Origin of the sequence: Paractinoplanes tereljensis (genome assembly GCF_016862435.1) — a bacterium.
GTDB classification, from domain to species: domain Bacteria; phylum Actinomycetota; class Actinomycetes; order Mycobacteriales; family Micromonosporaceae; genus Actinoplanes; species Actinoplanes tereljensis.
This window is the reverse complement of sequence record NZ_BOMY01000013.1, coordinates 270,042-284,063: the sequence shown is the minus strand read 5'-3', so window position 1 is coordinate 284,063 and position 14,022 is coordinate 270,042. Positions and strand designations below refer to the sequence as shown.

At 69.1% G+C, this 14,022-nt stretch carries 12 protein-coding genes; 8 read left to right on the top strand and 4 right to left on the bottom strand.

The genetic code is table 11. The annotated features are described in order from the left end of the window. The first annotated feature begins 6 nt into the window (after positions 1-6). Positions 7-1,566 carry a molybdopterin-dependent oxidoreductase gene (locus tag Ate02nite_RS10555; RefSeq protein WP_203802919.1) on the top strand — a complete coding sequence of 520 codons (1,560 nt, stop codon included), beginning with the start codon at positions 7-9 and terminating at the stop codon, positions 1,564-1,566. A 165-nt stretch (positions 1,567-1,731) separates the two neighbouring features. Here the strand turns inward: Ate02nite_RS10555 and Ate02nite_RS10550 are convergent, their stop codons facing one another. Continuing rightward, on the bottom strand, positions 1,732-2,121 hold the full coding sequence (locus Ate02nite_RS10550) for a WhiB family transcriptional regulator (RefSeq protein ID WP_203802917.1): 390 nt from the start codon (positions 2,119-2,121) through the stop codon (positions 1,732-1,734). A gap of 234 nt (positions 2,122-2,355) precedes the next feature. Between Ate02nite_RS10550 and Ate02nite_RS10545 the strand changes: the two genes are divergently transcribed. Continuing rightward, positions 2,356-3,204: a response regulator transcription factor gene (locus Ate02nite_RS10545; protein ID WP_203802914.1), complete on the top strand. Its 849-nt coding sequence runs from the start codon at positions 2,356-2,358 to the stop codon at positions 3,202-3,204. Positions 3,205-3,228: 24 nt separating this feature from the next. Here Ate02nite_RS10545 and Ate02nite_RS10540 read toward each other — a convergent pair whose 3' ends face one another. Continuing rightward, entirely contained in the window at positions 3,229-3,624 is a 396-nt protein-coding gene (locus Ate02nite_RS10540) for a DUF5319 domain-containing protein (RefSeq protein ID WP_203802911.1), read from the bottom strand. Positions 3,625-3,746: 122 nt separating this feature from the next. On the opposite strand from Ate02nite_RS10540, the gene guaB reads away from it, so the two are divergent. Genes guaB through Ate02nite_RS10525 form a run of 3 tightly spaced genes read left to right on the top strand, consistent with a single transcriptional unit; the run spans position 3,747 to position 7,807 of the window. Continuing rightward, a complete protein-coding gene (guaB, locus tag Ate02nite_RS10535) occupies positions 3,747-5,234 on the top strand; it encodes an IMP dehydrogenase (protein ID WP_203802908.1) in 1,488 nt (495 codons plus the stop codon). Between the two features lie 54 nt (positions 5,235-5,288). Further along, the gene (locus Ate02nite_RS10530) at positions 5,289-6,407 is read left to right on the top strand and encodes a GuaB3 family IMP dehydrogenase-related protein (protein ID WP_203802900.1); all 1,119 of its coding nucleotides are present in this window, start codon (positions 5,289-5,291) and stop codon (positions 6,405-6,407) included. A 23-nt stretch (positions 6,408-6,430) separates the two neighbouring features. Beyond that, entirely contained in the window at positions 6,431-7,807 is a 1,377-nt protein-coding gene (locus tag Ate02nite_RS10525; protein WP_203802897.1) for a M1 family metallopeptidase, read from the top strand. Here Ate02nite_RS10525 and Ate02nite_RS10520 read toward each other — a convergent pair. Then, on the bottom strand, positions 7,797-8,882 hold the full coding sequence (locus tag Ate02nite_RS10520) for an LCP family protein (RefSeq protein ID WP_203802895.1): 1,086 nt from the start codon (positions 8,880-8,882) through the stop codon (positions 7,797-7,799). The two genes, Ate02nite_RS10525 and Ate02nite_RS10520, sit on opposite strands and share 11 nt — an antisense overlap. A 131-nt stretch (positions 8,883-9,013) precedes the next feature. On the opposite strand from Ate02nite_RS10520, the gene Ate02nite_RS10515 reads away from it, so the two are divergent. From Ate02nite_RS10515 to guaA, 3 genes are read left to right on the top strand one after another with little or no spacing between them, the layout of a single operon-like run. After that, a complete protein-coding gene (locus Ate02nite_RS10515; RefSeq protein ID WP_203802893.1) occupies positions 9,014-10,786 on the top strand; it encodes a S8 family serine peptidase in 1,773 nt (590 codons plus the stop codon). 39 nt (positions 10,787-10,825) lie between these two features. After that, the gene (locus tag Ate02nite_RS10510; protein WP_203802891.1) at positions 10,826-12,025 is read left to right on the top strand and encodes a S8 family serine peptidase; all 1,200 of its coding nucleotides are present in this window, start codon (positions 10,826-10,828) and stop codon (positions 12,023-12,025) included. A 35-nt stretch (positions 12,026-12,060) separates the two neighbouring features. Continuing rightward, positions 12,061-13,608, top strand: coding sequence for a glutamine-hydrolyzing GMP synthase (gene guaA, locus Ate02nite_RS10505; RefSeq protein ID WP_203802889.1), 1,548 nt, complete (start codon positions 12,061-12,063; stop codon positions 13,606-13,608). Here the strand turns inward: guaA and Ate02nite_RS10500 are convergent. Next, a complete protein-coding gene (locus Ate02nite_RS10500) occupies positions 13,592-13,810 on the bottom strand; it encodes a PspC domain-containing protein (RefSeq protein ID WP_203802872.1) in 219 nt (72 codons plus the stop codon). The two genes, guaA and Ate02nite_RS10500, sit on opposite strands and share 17 nt — an antisense overlap. Positions 13,811-14,022 lie beyond the last annotated feature (212 nt).

The window sequence follows — 14,022 nt, the reverse complement described above, 5'->3', positions numbered from 1 at the left end:
GATCCGGTGAAGCTTTCTGTGCGGGCCGGGTTGGCCGGGGTGGCGGCTGCGGCGGTGGCCGTGGGCGTGGCCGAGGTGGTGGCGGTGCTGACCGGGCCGCTGTCGGCGCCGTTGCTGGCGGTCGGTGGTGTGGTGGTCGACAACGTGCCGCCGGCGATGAAGGACTTCGGCGTCGCGGTGTTCGGGGTGCACGACAAGACCGCGCTGATCACCGGCACCGCGATCCTGCTCGCGGCCTATGCCTTCGGGCTCGGGATCGTCGCCGCGCGGTGGTGGCGGGCCGGGCTGGCCGGGATCGGGCTGTTCGCGGTCATCGGGGTCGCGGCCGCGGTGACCCGGCACGACGCGGGCGTGACGGCGGCCCTGCCGACCCTCGTGGGGGCGGCGCTCGCGGTCTTTGTCTTGCGCTATCTGCTGGATCTGACCCGGCCGGATGGGGCGGACGGCCCGGTGTCCGACGAAGCTCCCACTGAGAAGGCCGGGACTGCTCCAACGGCGTACTCGTATGAGAGCCGGCGGCGATTTCTCCAAGCGTTGGGGATCGCGGGGGGTATTGCCCTGGTTTCGGGGTTTGGCGGGCGGCTGCTGACCTCGCGGCGGGCCGTTACGCAGGCGCGGAAGGACGTCGTTCTGCCGGCGGCGCGGCAGACGGCTCCGCCGCTGCCGAGCGGCGTGCAGGCGCAAGGCGCGACGCCGTTCGTCTCGTCCAACAAGGATTTCTATCGGATCGACACGGCGCTGTATCCGCCGCAGGTCGATCCGTCGACGTGGCAGTTGAAGATCCACGGGATGGTGCGGAACCCGATCACGATCACCTGGGAAGAGCTGCTGCAACGGCCGATGATCGAGCGGTACGTCACGCTGGCCTGCGTCTCCAACGAGGTCGGCGGGGATCTGATCGGGAACGCGTTGTGGCTCGGAACGCCGATCAAGGAGCTGCTCGACGAGGCCGACCCGCTGCCCGGCGCCGATCAGGTGGTGCAGCGGTCGGTGGACGGCTGGACCTGCGGTTCGCCGACCGCGGCCCTGCGCGATGGGCGGGATGCGCTGCTCGCGGTCGGGATGAACGGGGTGCCGCTGCCGGTCGATCATGGTTTCCCGGTGCGGATGGTGGTGCCCGGCCTGTACGGGTATGTGAGCGCGTGCAAATGGATCACCGAGATCGAACTCGCGCGTTTTGCGGATTTCGACGCCTACTGGGTGCCGCGTGGGTGGTCGCAGCAGGCGCCGATCAAGACCGAGTCGCGGATCGACACGCCGCGCGACGGCGCGGCGCGGTCGCCGGGCACCGTGCCGATCGCCGGGGTGGCCTGGGCGCAGCACCGCGGAATCAGCAAGGTTGAAGTCCAGATCGACGACGGTCCGTGGGCGGTGGCCGAGCTCCACGAGACGGCGTCGGCGGACACCTGGCGGCAGTGGAGCTACCCGTGGCAGGCGACCGAGGGACAGCACATTTTGCGGGTGCGCGCAACGGACACGAGTGGGCAGACCCAGACGTCCACCCCCGCCCCGCCTGCTCCGGACGGGGCCACCGGATGGCATTCCGTGCAGGTCAACGTCGGGTAGTGCCATTGCTTGAAGGACGCACTAACGGTCCGACACCAATGCGCAAGTCGCTCATACGGTGGTTTGCATGTCCACCGATGCGGTTGTTGAAGAACCGTCGAACAACGAAGCCCGGCCCCCGTACGGGGACCGGGTCGTCGGGGTAATGGTTGGTGCTCGGCGGCCTCAGGCCGCGGGTGCCTGCCGTTGTGCCGGTACGGCCGACTTGTGGGGCCGTCCCAGGCGAGCCTCGAGCCGAGCAAGGTCGACGCGTCCGTGATGACGGTCGGCGAGGTCTTCCCAGCCAACCGCGAGCAGCCGCAGCCGCTCCGCTTCGCTGAAGCCTCCCCAGACCCCGTACGGCTCCTTAACCGCAAGTGCGTGGGCGGCGCACTCGGCTCGCACCGGGCACGCGCCGCACATGGTCTTGGCCTTGGCCTCTCGGCGATTGCGGGACGACCCGCGTTCGCCGTCCGGGTGGAAGAACTGCGCACTGTCCCGGCCACGACACAACCCGAGTCGTTGCCAGTCCCACAGGTCAGCGATGGGCCCGGGCAGTCTGCGAACGTTCGACATCAAACACCCTCCTCCCGCGCGGCACCGCGGAGTGTCGTGATGAGGGGCCTTCATGCTCAGGCCTGGGGCGCTCATACCCCGGTGATCCCCGGCTCACACACGAGTTTTCGATGTGTTCTTCAGCCGCATGACATCGACAAAGCAAGTCATACCGATCTTTCCCATTTTTTCCATCTAAAGCGCGTAATGCTGCGGCCCTCGCGTGATCTCCTCTGAGAGAGAAGGAGGATCACTGTGCGTACCGTCCTCGTGTGCGTCCGTACCCCGCTGGCGGCCCAGACCGTCGCGTCCACCGCGGCCCGGCTGGGCATGACCGGCGTCGTCCGGACCGCGGTCAGCGAGACTGAGGCCATGATCCGGCTGGCTGAACGGCCGGCCGAAGTGGTCCTCGCCGACACCGCCGTGACCCGTCCCGACAGCGTCGGTTTCACCCGACGCGTGCTTGCCCGTGCCCCCCAGGCACAGTTGGTGCTCTTCGGTGCCGAAGACCCGCGAGTGGCCGCGGCGGCTGTCGCGGCCGGTGCCCGCGGCGTCATCCGCGGCGTCGAACACGACCTGGTCAGTGTCGTCGCCAAGGCCCTTCTCCTGCTGCTGCTCCCGGTGCGGCCGCAGGGCATGCCGATCAATGGAACCAACGCGCAGCCGGCGGGGGTCGCCGGCGGCGCGCGCAACAACAACTCACCGGCGGCCCGGGCCGCCTACCAGAACGGCCTGCCGATGGGGTCGCCGAACTCCGGTGGCGTCCCGGCCATGCTCCCCAACTCGCCGATGGTGCCCGCCCAGCGTGGCGACGCTCCGATCGACCCGGCGACCGGTCGGCCGATGGTGGCCTGGCCGGGCAACGAGACCCAGGTCGGGGTGGCCGATCCGGCCCCGGCCGGGCGGCGGCTCACGCTCACCGAGCGGGAGTTGCAGGTGCTGCGGGGGATGGCCGACGGTAAGAGCAACGCGGAGATCGGCCGGGAGCTGTTCGTCTCGGAGGACACCGTGAAGACCCACGCTCGCCGGTTGTTCCGCAAGCTGGGTGCGCGCGACCGTGCGCACGCGGTGGCGGCAGGTTTCCGGGCTGGGCTGGTCGCTTAATAACGCTGCGGGGACCGGCGACTGCTATTCGTCGTCGGTCCCTTCGGTCAGCGTGTCGTGTACGCCGTCGGCGTAACCACGCGCGTATTCCCACGTCACGTAGTGGTCGGGGTCCGGGTCGTAGGCCGGCTCGTGCACCCGCGGGCGCCCGCTCGACAGCAGGTGACGCAGGTTGCCGCGGAGCAGGTCCCAGTCGAAATAGTGCGGCTCGTGGCAGTCCTCGCACTCGATGACCAGCCCACGGATGCCGGTGGGACTCAGCAGCGCCTGGTAGATCTCCAGGTCACTGAGGTCCTCGAGCACGTCCTGCCGTTCGGCCTCGGTCAGCGGCTCGTTCTCCGCGTCGTCACCGAGATCTTCGAGGCCGGCGGCCGGGTCACTCGGGTCACCGTTGAACGGGTCAATGGGCTCATCCTGCACCCCCTTACCGTACTCACCCCGAACGGATGTGTGCTGGCCCGCACGTCCTGTCCGTCGCACGAGAGCGCCCTCGGCGGATGGGTACGATGAACCATCCGTCTTCCGGCAGTTAGGGATGCTCCGTGGATAGCGACTCGGCCCGTACGGTTCCGCTCGGCCTGACCTTCGACGACGTGCTTCTGCAGCCCGGCGAATCGGACATCGTGCCGAGCCGGGTCAATACCAACACACGGCTGACTCGAAACATCGGGCTGTCCATCCCGGTGCTCTCCGCCGCCATGGACACCGTCACCGAGGGCCGGATGGCGATCGCCATGGCCCGCGAGGGTGGCATCGGTGTTCTGCACCGCAACCTCTCGGCCGAGGACCAGGCCGCCCAGGTCGACCTGGTGAAGCGGTCCGAGTCCGGCATGATCACCAACCCGGTCACCTGCAGCCCGGACGACACGCTGCGTGACGTCGACGCCCTGTGCGGCCGATTCCGCATCTCCGGCCTGCCGGTGGTCGACGCCGAGGGCGTGCTGGTCGGCATCGTGACCAACCGCGACATGCGGTTCGTCTCCGACCACAGCGCCAAGGTGCGCGACGTGATGACCAAGGCACCGCTGATCACCGCGCCGGTCGGCGCCAGCAAGGACGACGCGCTCGTCCTGCTGCAGCGCCACAAGGTGGAGAAGCTGCCGCTGGTCGACGACAACGGCCGGCTCCGCGGTCTGATCACGGTGAAGGACTTCACCAAGTCCGAGCAGTTCCCCAACGCCACCAAGGACCCGCAGGGCCGGCTCCGGGTCGCGGCCGCGATCGGCGTCGGCGACGAGTCCTACAAGCGGGCCCGCGGCCTGATCGACGCCGGTGTCGACGTGATCATCGTGGACACCTCGCACGGTCATCAGCGTCAGGTGCTCGACATGATCGCCCGCCTCAAGCGGGACACCGTCACCGACATCGTCGGCGGCAACGTGGCGACGTTCGCCGGTGCCAAGGCGATGGTCGAGGCGGGTGCCGACGCGGTCAAGGTCGGCGTCGGCCCGGGCGCCATCTGCACCACCCGGATCGTGGCCGGGGTCGGCGTCCCGCAGATCACCGCGGTGATGGAGGCGTCCCGCGCGTGCCGGGCCGCCGGTGTCCCGGTGATCGCCGACGGTGGCATCCAGTACTCGGGCGACATCGCCAAGGCGATCGTGGCCGGTGCCGAGACGGTGATGCTGGGTGGCCTGCTGGCCGGCTCCGAGGAGAGCCCCGGCGACCTGATCTTCGTGAACGGCAAGCAGTACAAGTCGTACCGGGGGATGGGCTCGCTGGGTGCCATGCAGTCGCGTGGTCAGGCCAAGTCCTACTCGAAGGACCGCTACTTCCAGCATGATGTGCCGGAGGAGAAGCTGGTGCCCGAGGGCGTCGAGGGTCAGGTGCCCTACCGTGGCCCGCTGTCGCGAGTGGTCGCTCAGCTCGTCGGTGGCGTGCGGCTCGCGATGGGATACGCGGGCGCCGAGACCATCCCGGACTTGCAGGAGCGTGGGCAGCTCATCAGGATTACCGCAGCGGGCCTCAAGGAGTCGCACCCGCACGACATCCAGATGACGGTCGAGGCTCCGAACTATCACTCTCGTTAAGCCCGTCCAACCACCCCACCGCCACCCTAGAGCGGACTAAAGGCAGGCCCTGATATGCGTGACGTCGTGGAGATCGGCCTCGGAAAGACCGCTCAGCGCGGTTACCACCTGGACGACATCGCCATCGTCCCGAGCCGGCGCACCCGCGACGTGGACGACGTGTCCACCGAGTGGCGGGTCGACGCCTACCCGTTCAAGATCCCGTGCGTCGCGCACCCGTCCGACTCCACGATGAGCCCGGAGTCGGCGGTCGCCCTGGGCCGCCTCGGCGGCCTGGGGGTGCTCAACGCGGAAGGACTGTGGACCCGCTACGAGGACCCCCGCAAGATCCTCGAGGAGCTGGCGTCGCTCGATGAGGACGCCGACGCGACCAAGCGCCTGCAGGAGGTCTACTCCGAGCCGATCAAGCCGGAGCTGATCGCCGAGCGGGTCAAGACGATCCGGGACGGCGGCGTCACCGTTGCCGTCCGGGTGTCGCCGCAGCACACCCTCGCGCTCGCCCCGGTGGTGCTCGACGCGGGCGTCGACCTGCTCGTCATCCAGGGCACCCTGGTCAGCGCCGAGCACGTGTCCACCACGGACGAGCCGCTCAACCTCAAGGAATTCATCGCCGACCTCGACCTGCCGGTGATCGTGGGCGGTTGCACGGATTACAAAACCGCACTGCACTTGATGCGTACGGGTGCGGCAGGCGTGATCGTGGGCGTCGGCGCCGACGAGTGGTCGACCACCGACACGGTGCTGGGCATCCGGGTGCCGATGGCGACCGCGATCGCCGACGCGGCCGCGGCCCGGCGGGACTACCTCGACGAGACCGGCGGGCGCTACGTCCACCTGATCGCCGACGGTGGCATCTCGACCAGCGGCGACATCGCGAAGGCGATCGGCTGCGGTGCCGACGCGGTCATGCTGGGCGAGCCGCTGTCGCTGGCCGAGGGCGCCCCGGCCGGCGGTGCCTGGTGGCACTCGTCGGCCAGCCACCCGTCGCTGCCGCGCGGTGGTTTCTGCATCGCGGGGGAGCCGGACGGCACCCTCGAGGAGCTGCTGTTCGGGCCGGCCAACCGGGCCGACGGCCAGCTCAATCTCTTCGGCGGACTTCGGCGTGCGATGGCCAAGTGCGGCTACCGCGACGTCAAGGAGTTCCAGAAGGTGGCCCTGGTTCTCGACAAGTGAGACGTCGAGCGACTTTCCTAGCTTTGGCTTTCCTGGTCGGAGCGTGCACCTCGTCGGGTTCCCCGGCGGTGCGCGCCTCGGCCAGTTCGGCGTCCTACGCGCCGGGTGCGCCCGGCGCCGGGGATCCTTATTTTCCGACCTACGGCAACGGCGGCTACGACGTCGCCGGCTATGACCTCAACCTGCGCTACGAGCCGAAAAAAGGCTACTTGTCCGGTACGGCGACCATCGCGGCCACCGCTACCCAGGACCTGTCCCGATTCGACTTCGACCTGGCTCGCCTGAAGGTCAGCGCGGTCACCGTCGACGGCCGGAAGGCGACCGCCGCCGCCGACGGGAACGAGCTGGTGGTGACGCCGGCCGCCGGCATCCGTAACGGCACCGCGTTCACCGTGGTCGTCACCTATGCCGGCACTCCCGGGCAACTGGCCAACGAAACGCTCGGTGACGGTGGCTGGTTACGCAGCGACACCGGCGCGGTCGCGCTGGGCCAGCCCGAATCGGCCAGCACCTGGTTCCCGGTCAACGACCACCCGTCCGACAAGGCCACCTTCAAGCTGGCGATGACCGTGCCGGACGGCCTCGAGGCGCTCAGCATCGGCGTGCCCGGCCCGCGGACCAGCGCCGGTGGCTGGACGACCTGGCGCTGGACCGAGAGCTCGCCGCTGGCCAGTTACCTGTCCACGGTGATCATCGGGCAGTACCGGGTGACCACCGGCACGCACGCCGGCAAGCCGATGGTGACCGCCGTGCCCGAGTCGGTCGCGGCCGACAGCGCCGAGGCGAAGTCGCTGGCCCGCACCGGGGAGATCACCGACTTCCTGGCGACCAAGTTCGGGCCGTACCCGTTCGACTCCTACGGCGGGATCGTGGTCGAGGACGCCCGGATCCGGTACGCACTGGAGACCCAGTCCCGGCCGGCCTACGGTCGCGCGTTCTTCTCCGGCGGCGAGAACGACACCGTGGTGGCGCACGAACTGGCCCACCAGTGGTTCGGCGACAGCGTGGCGCTGGAGAAGTGGCAGGACATCTGGCTGAACGAGGGCTTCGCGACGTACGCCGAATGGCTCTGGCAGGAACATGACCTGGACGTCCCGCTGAAGGACAGCTTCGACCGCACCTACCGGTCCTTCGACTGGGCGCAGGCGCCGGGCAATCCCGGCGTGGCCCATCTGTTCGGCAGTGCGGTCTACGACCGCGGCGGGATGACCGTCTACGCCCTGCGCAAGACCATCGGCGACAAGGCCTTCGCCAAGTTGCTGACCACCTGGACCAGCCAGCACCGGAACGGCAACGCGAACACCGCCGACCTGATCGCGCTGGCCGAGAAGGTCTCCGGCAAGAACCTGGACGCGTTCTTCCAGGCCTGGCTGTACGGCACCAAAAAACCTACTTATTGACCAGTTTCGGGTGTTTGGCCAGGTAAGCCGGGGCCTGTCCCTTGGTGAGCGCGGTCAGGAAGCCCTTGCCCTCGGCGGTCAGTGCCTCGCCGAGGTAACCGCTGCCGCCGCCCACCCCGTTGCCCGGCAGCCCGACCAGCGTGATCTTCGACGGTTCCAGGTCGCGCAGTGCGTACGCGTACTCCAGCGGGGTGCGACCGCCCACGTAGACCAGCGTCTCGCCCAGCGCCGTGATGACCCCCTCCAGCTTGGCCGAGTCGGACGCCAGGCCCTGGTCCATCGCCTTGCCGAGAATCTCCCGGACCATCTGCCGCTGGTGCCGCTGCCGGTCGTAGTCGCCGTCCGGCAATCCGTACCGCTGCCGGGCGTAGTCGATCGCCTGCCAGCCCACCAGATGCCGCTTCCCCGGCAGGTAGACCGCGGCCGGTCCCTGGTACTCCCCGCCGACCAGCGGTCGCAGCGATCCGTCCGGTTTGCGGTGATGAGACGACACCTTCTGGTCGATCGTCAGGTCGATGCCGCCGAGTTGGTCGACCAGCTTGTCGAGCCCGCCGAAGTTGAGGATCGCGCCGGCCTGGAACTGCTTGATCCCGGTATAGGCGGTCAGCGTCTTGGTGAGCAGTTCGTAACCCTGCTTGACATTTGTCTTCTTCGACCCCGGCACCCGCGACCCGCGGCTCATCGCCTCGGTCAGCTTGTAGGTGCCACCGCCGAACCCGGCCTTCGCGAACGCCGGCATCTTCACCCGCAGGTCGCGCGGCAGCGAGTAGAGGTACGCCGACTTCAGTCCCTTGTCGACATGCAGCAGCATGATCGCGTCGGAGTGCGGTTCCCAGTCGGGAATCGTGACCCGGGTGTCGACGCCGAGCAGCACCAGATCGAGCGGACCGGTGATGTCGGCGCCCGGCGAAGGTGGTGGGGTGGTCGGGGCGGCCGACGTGGGGGGTGCGCTCGATGGTGGGGCGGCCTGGGGCTTTTCGGAGCCGCGGGAGACGGCCAGCGCTATCCCGCCGCCGCCCAGCAGCACGACGGCGATCGCACCGGCGACCCACCACATCAGCTTCCTGTTCCGCACAGCGGAACAGTAGAGGACGGCATCCAGCAGCTCAATGGCACAAGATCCCGCAGAGTGAAACAGGCCATTGCATCTGGCCGATGGGCCTTTACCCTGGCTCCGCCATATCTACGGGGGAGGCACGAGCTTTCATGCAGCTCACCAAGCGACGGATTACCGTCGGTTTGATCTCCACAGCGGTCGTCGTCACCATGACGAGCGTCGCTACCTTGGCCCAGGCCGCCGAGACCACCACCGCCTCGGCCGCGCCGGTCCACCTGATCGTCGGTTACAAGTCCGGCGCCACGTCGGCGAGTGCCGTCCAGAAGTACGCGGCCGCCGGTGTGCGTTCCTCGGCGCTCGGCGCCCTCAACGCTTCCACCCTGCAGGTGCCGGCCGCGCGGAGTGCCGCGCTGATCTCGGCCCTGCGCAGCGACCCCACCGTCGCCTACGTCGAGACCGACCGCGTGCGCAAGGTCGCCGAGGTCACGCCGAACGACCCGATCTACACCGAGAACCTGCAGCCCGAGCTCAAGGAGGTCGGGGTGCCGACCGCCTGGGACACGACCACGGGCGAGGTCGTCAAGATCGCCGTGATCGACACCGGCGTGACGATGACGGGTGACCTGACCGGCGCCGTGCTGGGCGGTTACGACTTCGTCAACAACGACACCGAGGCGGCCGACGACTTCGGTCACGGCACCACTGTCGCGTCGCTGATCGCGGCCCGGGGCAACAACAACCAGGGCATGGCCGGCGTCTGCTGGGGCTGCGCGATCCTCCCGGTGAAGGTGCTCGACAACAGCGGCAGCGGCTACGACAGCACGATCGCCAAGGGCATCACCTGGGCGGTCGGCCAGGGCGCGAAGATCATCAACCTGTCGCTCGGCGGCACCGGGTACAGCCAGACGCTGGCCGACGCGATCGCCTACGCGAACGCGTCCGCCGTACTGGTCGTGGCCGCGGCCGGCAACGACAACTCGTCGACGATCAACTACCCGGCCGGTTACACCGACGTGCTCGCGGTCGGTGCCACCAACCGCTGCCCGAACTTCGCCAACGACCCGACCTGCACCGCCGGCACCACCGACAAGGCGTCGTTCTCGAACTTCAACGGCAGCACCAAGTGGGTCGACGTCGCGGCGCCGGGCATCGTCACCGGCATGGACGTGAACGGCAACTACAACACCGGCGAGCCGGGTACGTCGTTCTCCGCCCCGATCGTCTCCGGCATCGCCGGACTGATCAAGTCGCACCGGCCGGGCTACACCGGCTGGTCGATCCTGAACGCGATCCAGGTCAGCTCGACGCCGATCGGCTCCTGGGTGACCTGGGGCAAGGTCAGCGCGGACCGCGCCCTCCAGGTCGGCACCGACACCACGCCGCCGGCCATCGTCGGCCTCACGCCGGGGCAGAACTGGAAGGTTCGCGGGCCGCTCACGTTCACGCCCTACAAGCTGACCGACGACTGGTCCGGCATCCGGAACGTGTCGCTGTACATCAACGGGACCTACCGCACCGGAACGTACAAGGCGCCGTTCGCGGTCAAGTGGAACCCGGGCACCTGGAGCGGCACCGTGACCGCCCAGTACCGGATCTACGACAAGGCCGGCAACCTCAAGATCTACACGCGGACGATGATCGCGGACAACACCGCTCCGACCGTGAAGATCACCAAGGCGCCCAAGAACAAGTCGAAGATCAAGGGCACCGTGAAGGTGTACTACACCGGATCCGACAAGTACGGCATCAAGGCCTACCAACTGCTGGTCAACGGCAAGGTGGTGCAGCAGCACAGCACCACCAAGACCCCGTTCACCTTCGTCGCCAGCAAGTACCCGAAGAACAACATCAAGGTCCAGGTCCGGGCGTACGACCTGGCCGGTAACTCGAAGGTCACGGCGACGCTGACCTACAAGCGCTAGGCACAACCTGACCGCACCCGGGATGAACCCGGACGGTCAGTGATCCACCCGAACGTGAAGGAGCCGGCCACGGTGGCCGGCTCTTTTCACGTCTCGGGGGCGAACTTGCTGGTGCGCGGACTTCTTGCGGCAGTGCTGACGGCCGTCGCTCCGGTGGTTCCCGCCGTGTCGACCGGGCACGCTGACGCGGTGGTCCGCCCCACCGACGCGGCCTACGCCGGTCAGTGGGGCATCGTCCGCACCCGGGTCAACGAGGCGTGGTCGGCCGTCAAGGGCGACTCCCGGGTCACCATCGCGATCGTCGACACCGGCGTCAGCCGCCTGCCCGACTTCGGCAACCGGCTGCTGCCCGGCTACGACTTCGTCAACAACGACAGCGACGCGTCCGACGACAACGGCCACGGCACGATGGCCGCCGGGGTGGCCGCGGCCGCCGGCAACAACCGGGTCGGCGTGGCCGGCGTCTGCTGGACCTGCCAGATCCTGCCGGTCAAGGTCCTCGACGCGAAGGGCGCCGGCGGCTACGACAACTTCGCCAAGGGCATCCGGTACGCCGCCGACCGGGGCGCCACCATCATCAGCGCCTCGTTCGGCGGCAACGACGACGCCGCGATGCTGCGCGACGCGGTGAACTACGCGACCGGCAAGGGCTCGCTGGTGATCGCGGCGGCCGGCAACAAGGGCACGACGCTGCCGCACTACCCGGCGGCGATCCCGGCCGCGCTCGCGGTCGGCGGGGTGGACGCCACCGGCGCTCGCTACTCCTGGTCGAACTACGGCTCGAGCTGGGTCGACCTGACCGCTCCCGGCTGCAACCCGGCCCAGCAGCGGGACGGCGCGATCGGTCAGTACTGCGGCACCTCGTCGGCGACGCCGTTCGTGGCCGGGGTCGCCGGTCTGCTGGCCTCGATCCCGTCGGCGCCGCCGGCCTCGCTGATCCGGGCGGCGCTCACTCGCGGCGCGAACAAGGGCCAGGTGGACGCGGCCGGCGCGCTGACCGCCCTGGGCATCGACCTCACCGCCCCGGCCGTGACGATCAACCGCAACGGCCGGTACGTCACCGCCCGGGCCACCGACGCCTCCGGCGTGGCCCGCCTCGAACTGCTGATCAACGGCATCGTGACGAGCAGCTTCGCCGGTTACCTGCGGCAGTTCGCGGTGCCCGCGGGCGCGCGCACGGTCGCGGTCCGGGCTACCGACAAGGCCGGCAACGCCCGCGTGGTCGCCGCTCCCCGCTGACGCACCCCCTGCGGGGGCGCCGGTAAACTCGCCGGGTGAGTACCCCGCGTCCCGTCCTCGTCGTCGACTTCGGCGCCCAGTACGCCCAGCTGATCGCCCGCCGCATCCGCGAGGCCCGCGTCTACTCGGAGATCGTCCCGCACTCGATGCCGGTCGCCGAGATGCTCGCCAAGAACCCGGCCGCGATCGTCCTGTCCGGCGGCCCGTCCAGCGTCTACGAGCCCGGTGCGCCGTCGCTCGACCCGGCGCTGTTCGACAACGAGGTGCCGGTCTTCGGCATCTGCTACGGCTTCCAGGCGATGGCCCAGGCGCTCGGTGGCACGGTCGCCCAGACCGGCTCCCGGGAGTACGGCCGCACCCTGCTGACCGCCCAGGGCGGCACCCTGCTGCGCGAGCTGCCGGCCGACCTGCCGGTGTGGATGAGCCACGGTGACAGCGTCGCGGTGGCCCCGCAGGGCTTCGCGGTGACCGCCTCGACGCCGGGCGCCCCGGTCGCCGCCTTCGAAGACCTCACCACCAAGCGGGCCGGCGTGCAGTTCCACCCCGAGGTGGCGCACACCGAGCAGGGTCAGGCGATGCTCGAGCGGTTCCTCTACGACATCGCCGGCCTGGAGCCCACCTGGACGCCCGGCAACATCATCGACGACCAGGTCGCCGCGATCCGGGCGCAGGTCGGCGACAAGCAGGTGATCTGCGGTCTCTCCGGCGGGGTCGACTCGGCGGTCGCCGCCGCCCTCGTGCACAAGGCTATCGGCGACCAGCTGACCTGCGTCTTCGTCGACCACGGGCTGCTGCGGGCGGGCGAGGCCGAGCAGGTCGAGAAGGATTACGTGGCCGCCACCGGCATCCGCCTGAAGGTGGTCGACGCGGCCGACGTGTTCCTCGGGCACCTGGCCGGGGTCATCGACCCGGAGCAGAAGCGCAAGATCATCGGCCGCGAGTTCATCCGCACCTTCGAGGCCGCGGCCCGCGAGCTCGACGCCGAGCGGCACATCGAGTTCCTGGTGCAGGGCACGCTCTATCCCGACGTGGTCGAGTCGGGTGGCGGCACCGGCACCGCCAACATCAAGTCGCACCACAACGTCGGTGGTCTCCCCGACGACCTGCAGTTCGCGCTGATCGAGCCGCTGCGCACGCTGTTCAAGGACGAGGTGCGCGCGCTCGGCAAGGAGCTGGGCCTGCCCGAGGAGATGGTGCAGCGGCACCCGTTCCCCGGCCCCGGCCTGGCGATCCGCATCATCGGCGCGGTCGACCGGGACCGGCTCGACCTGCTGCGGGCGGCCGACCTGATCGCCCGCGAGGAGCTCACCGCGGCCGGCCTGGACCGCGGCGTGTGGCAGTTCCCGGTGGTCCTGCTGGCCGACGTGCGCAGTGTGGGCGTCCAGGGCGACGGCCGCACCTATGGCCACCCGGTGGTGCTGCGCCCGGTGTCGAGCGAGGACGCCATGACGGCCGATTGGTCCCGCCTGCCGTACGACCTGATCGCCAAGATCTCCACCCGCATCACCAACGAGGTGCGGGAGATCAACCGCGTGGTCCTGGACGTCACGAGCAAGCCGCCGGGCACTATCGAGTGGGAGTAGGCACGGTTTCCTCGGGGATGATGAACCACATCACCGGGTAAGCGAGCAGGGCGGTGCCCCAGGTGACCGCGGCGAAGATGGCGAAGGCGACCCGGATCAGCACCGGGTCGACGCCGAAGTAACGGCCGATGGCGCTGCAGACACCGGCGACGATGCGGTCGTCCTGGGGGCGGAGAAGGCGGCGGTACGGTGCGTCAGTCATGTCCCCATGCTGGCCGCTTTCCGGCCCCCGCGACCTCGGTGACAGCCCCCATTTGGACCCTGAGATCGGCTCCCCACAAGATCGGAAATTACCGACACTCCGGGTAACCGCCCCGGTGCTACGCGTGGGCGAAAACGCTCTGATCTGCGATTACTTAGCGCCATCACGCTGTCATGAATCTGACAGACGTTTTCTGGAGTTAACATATTCCG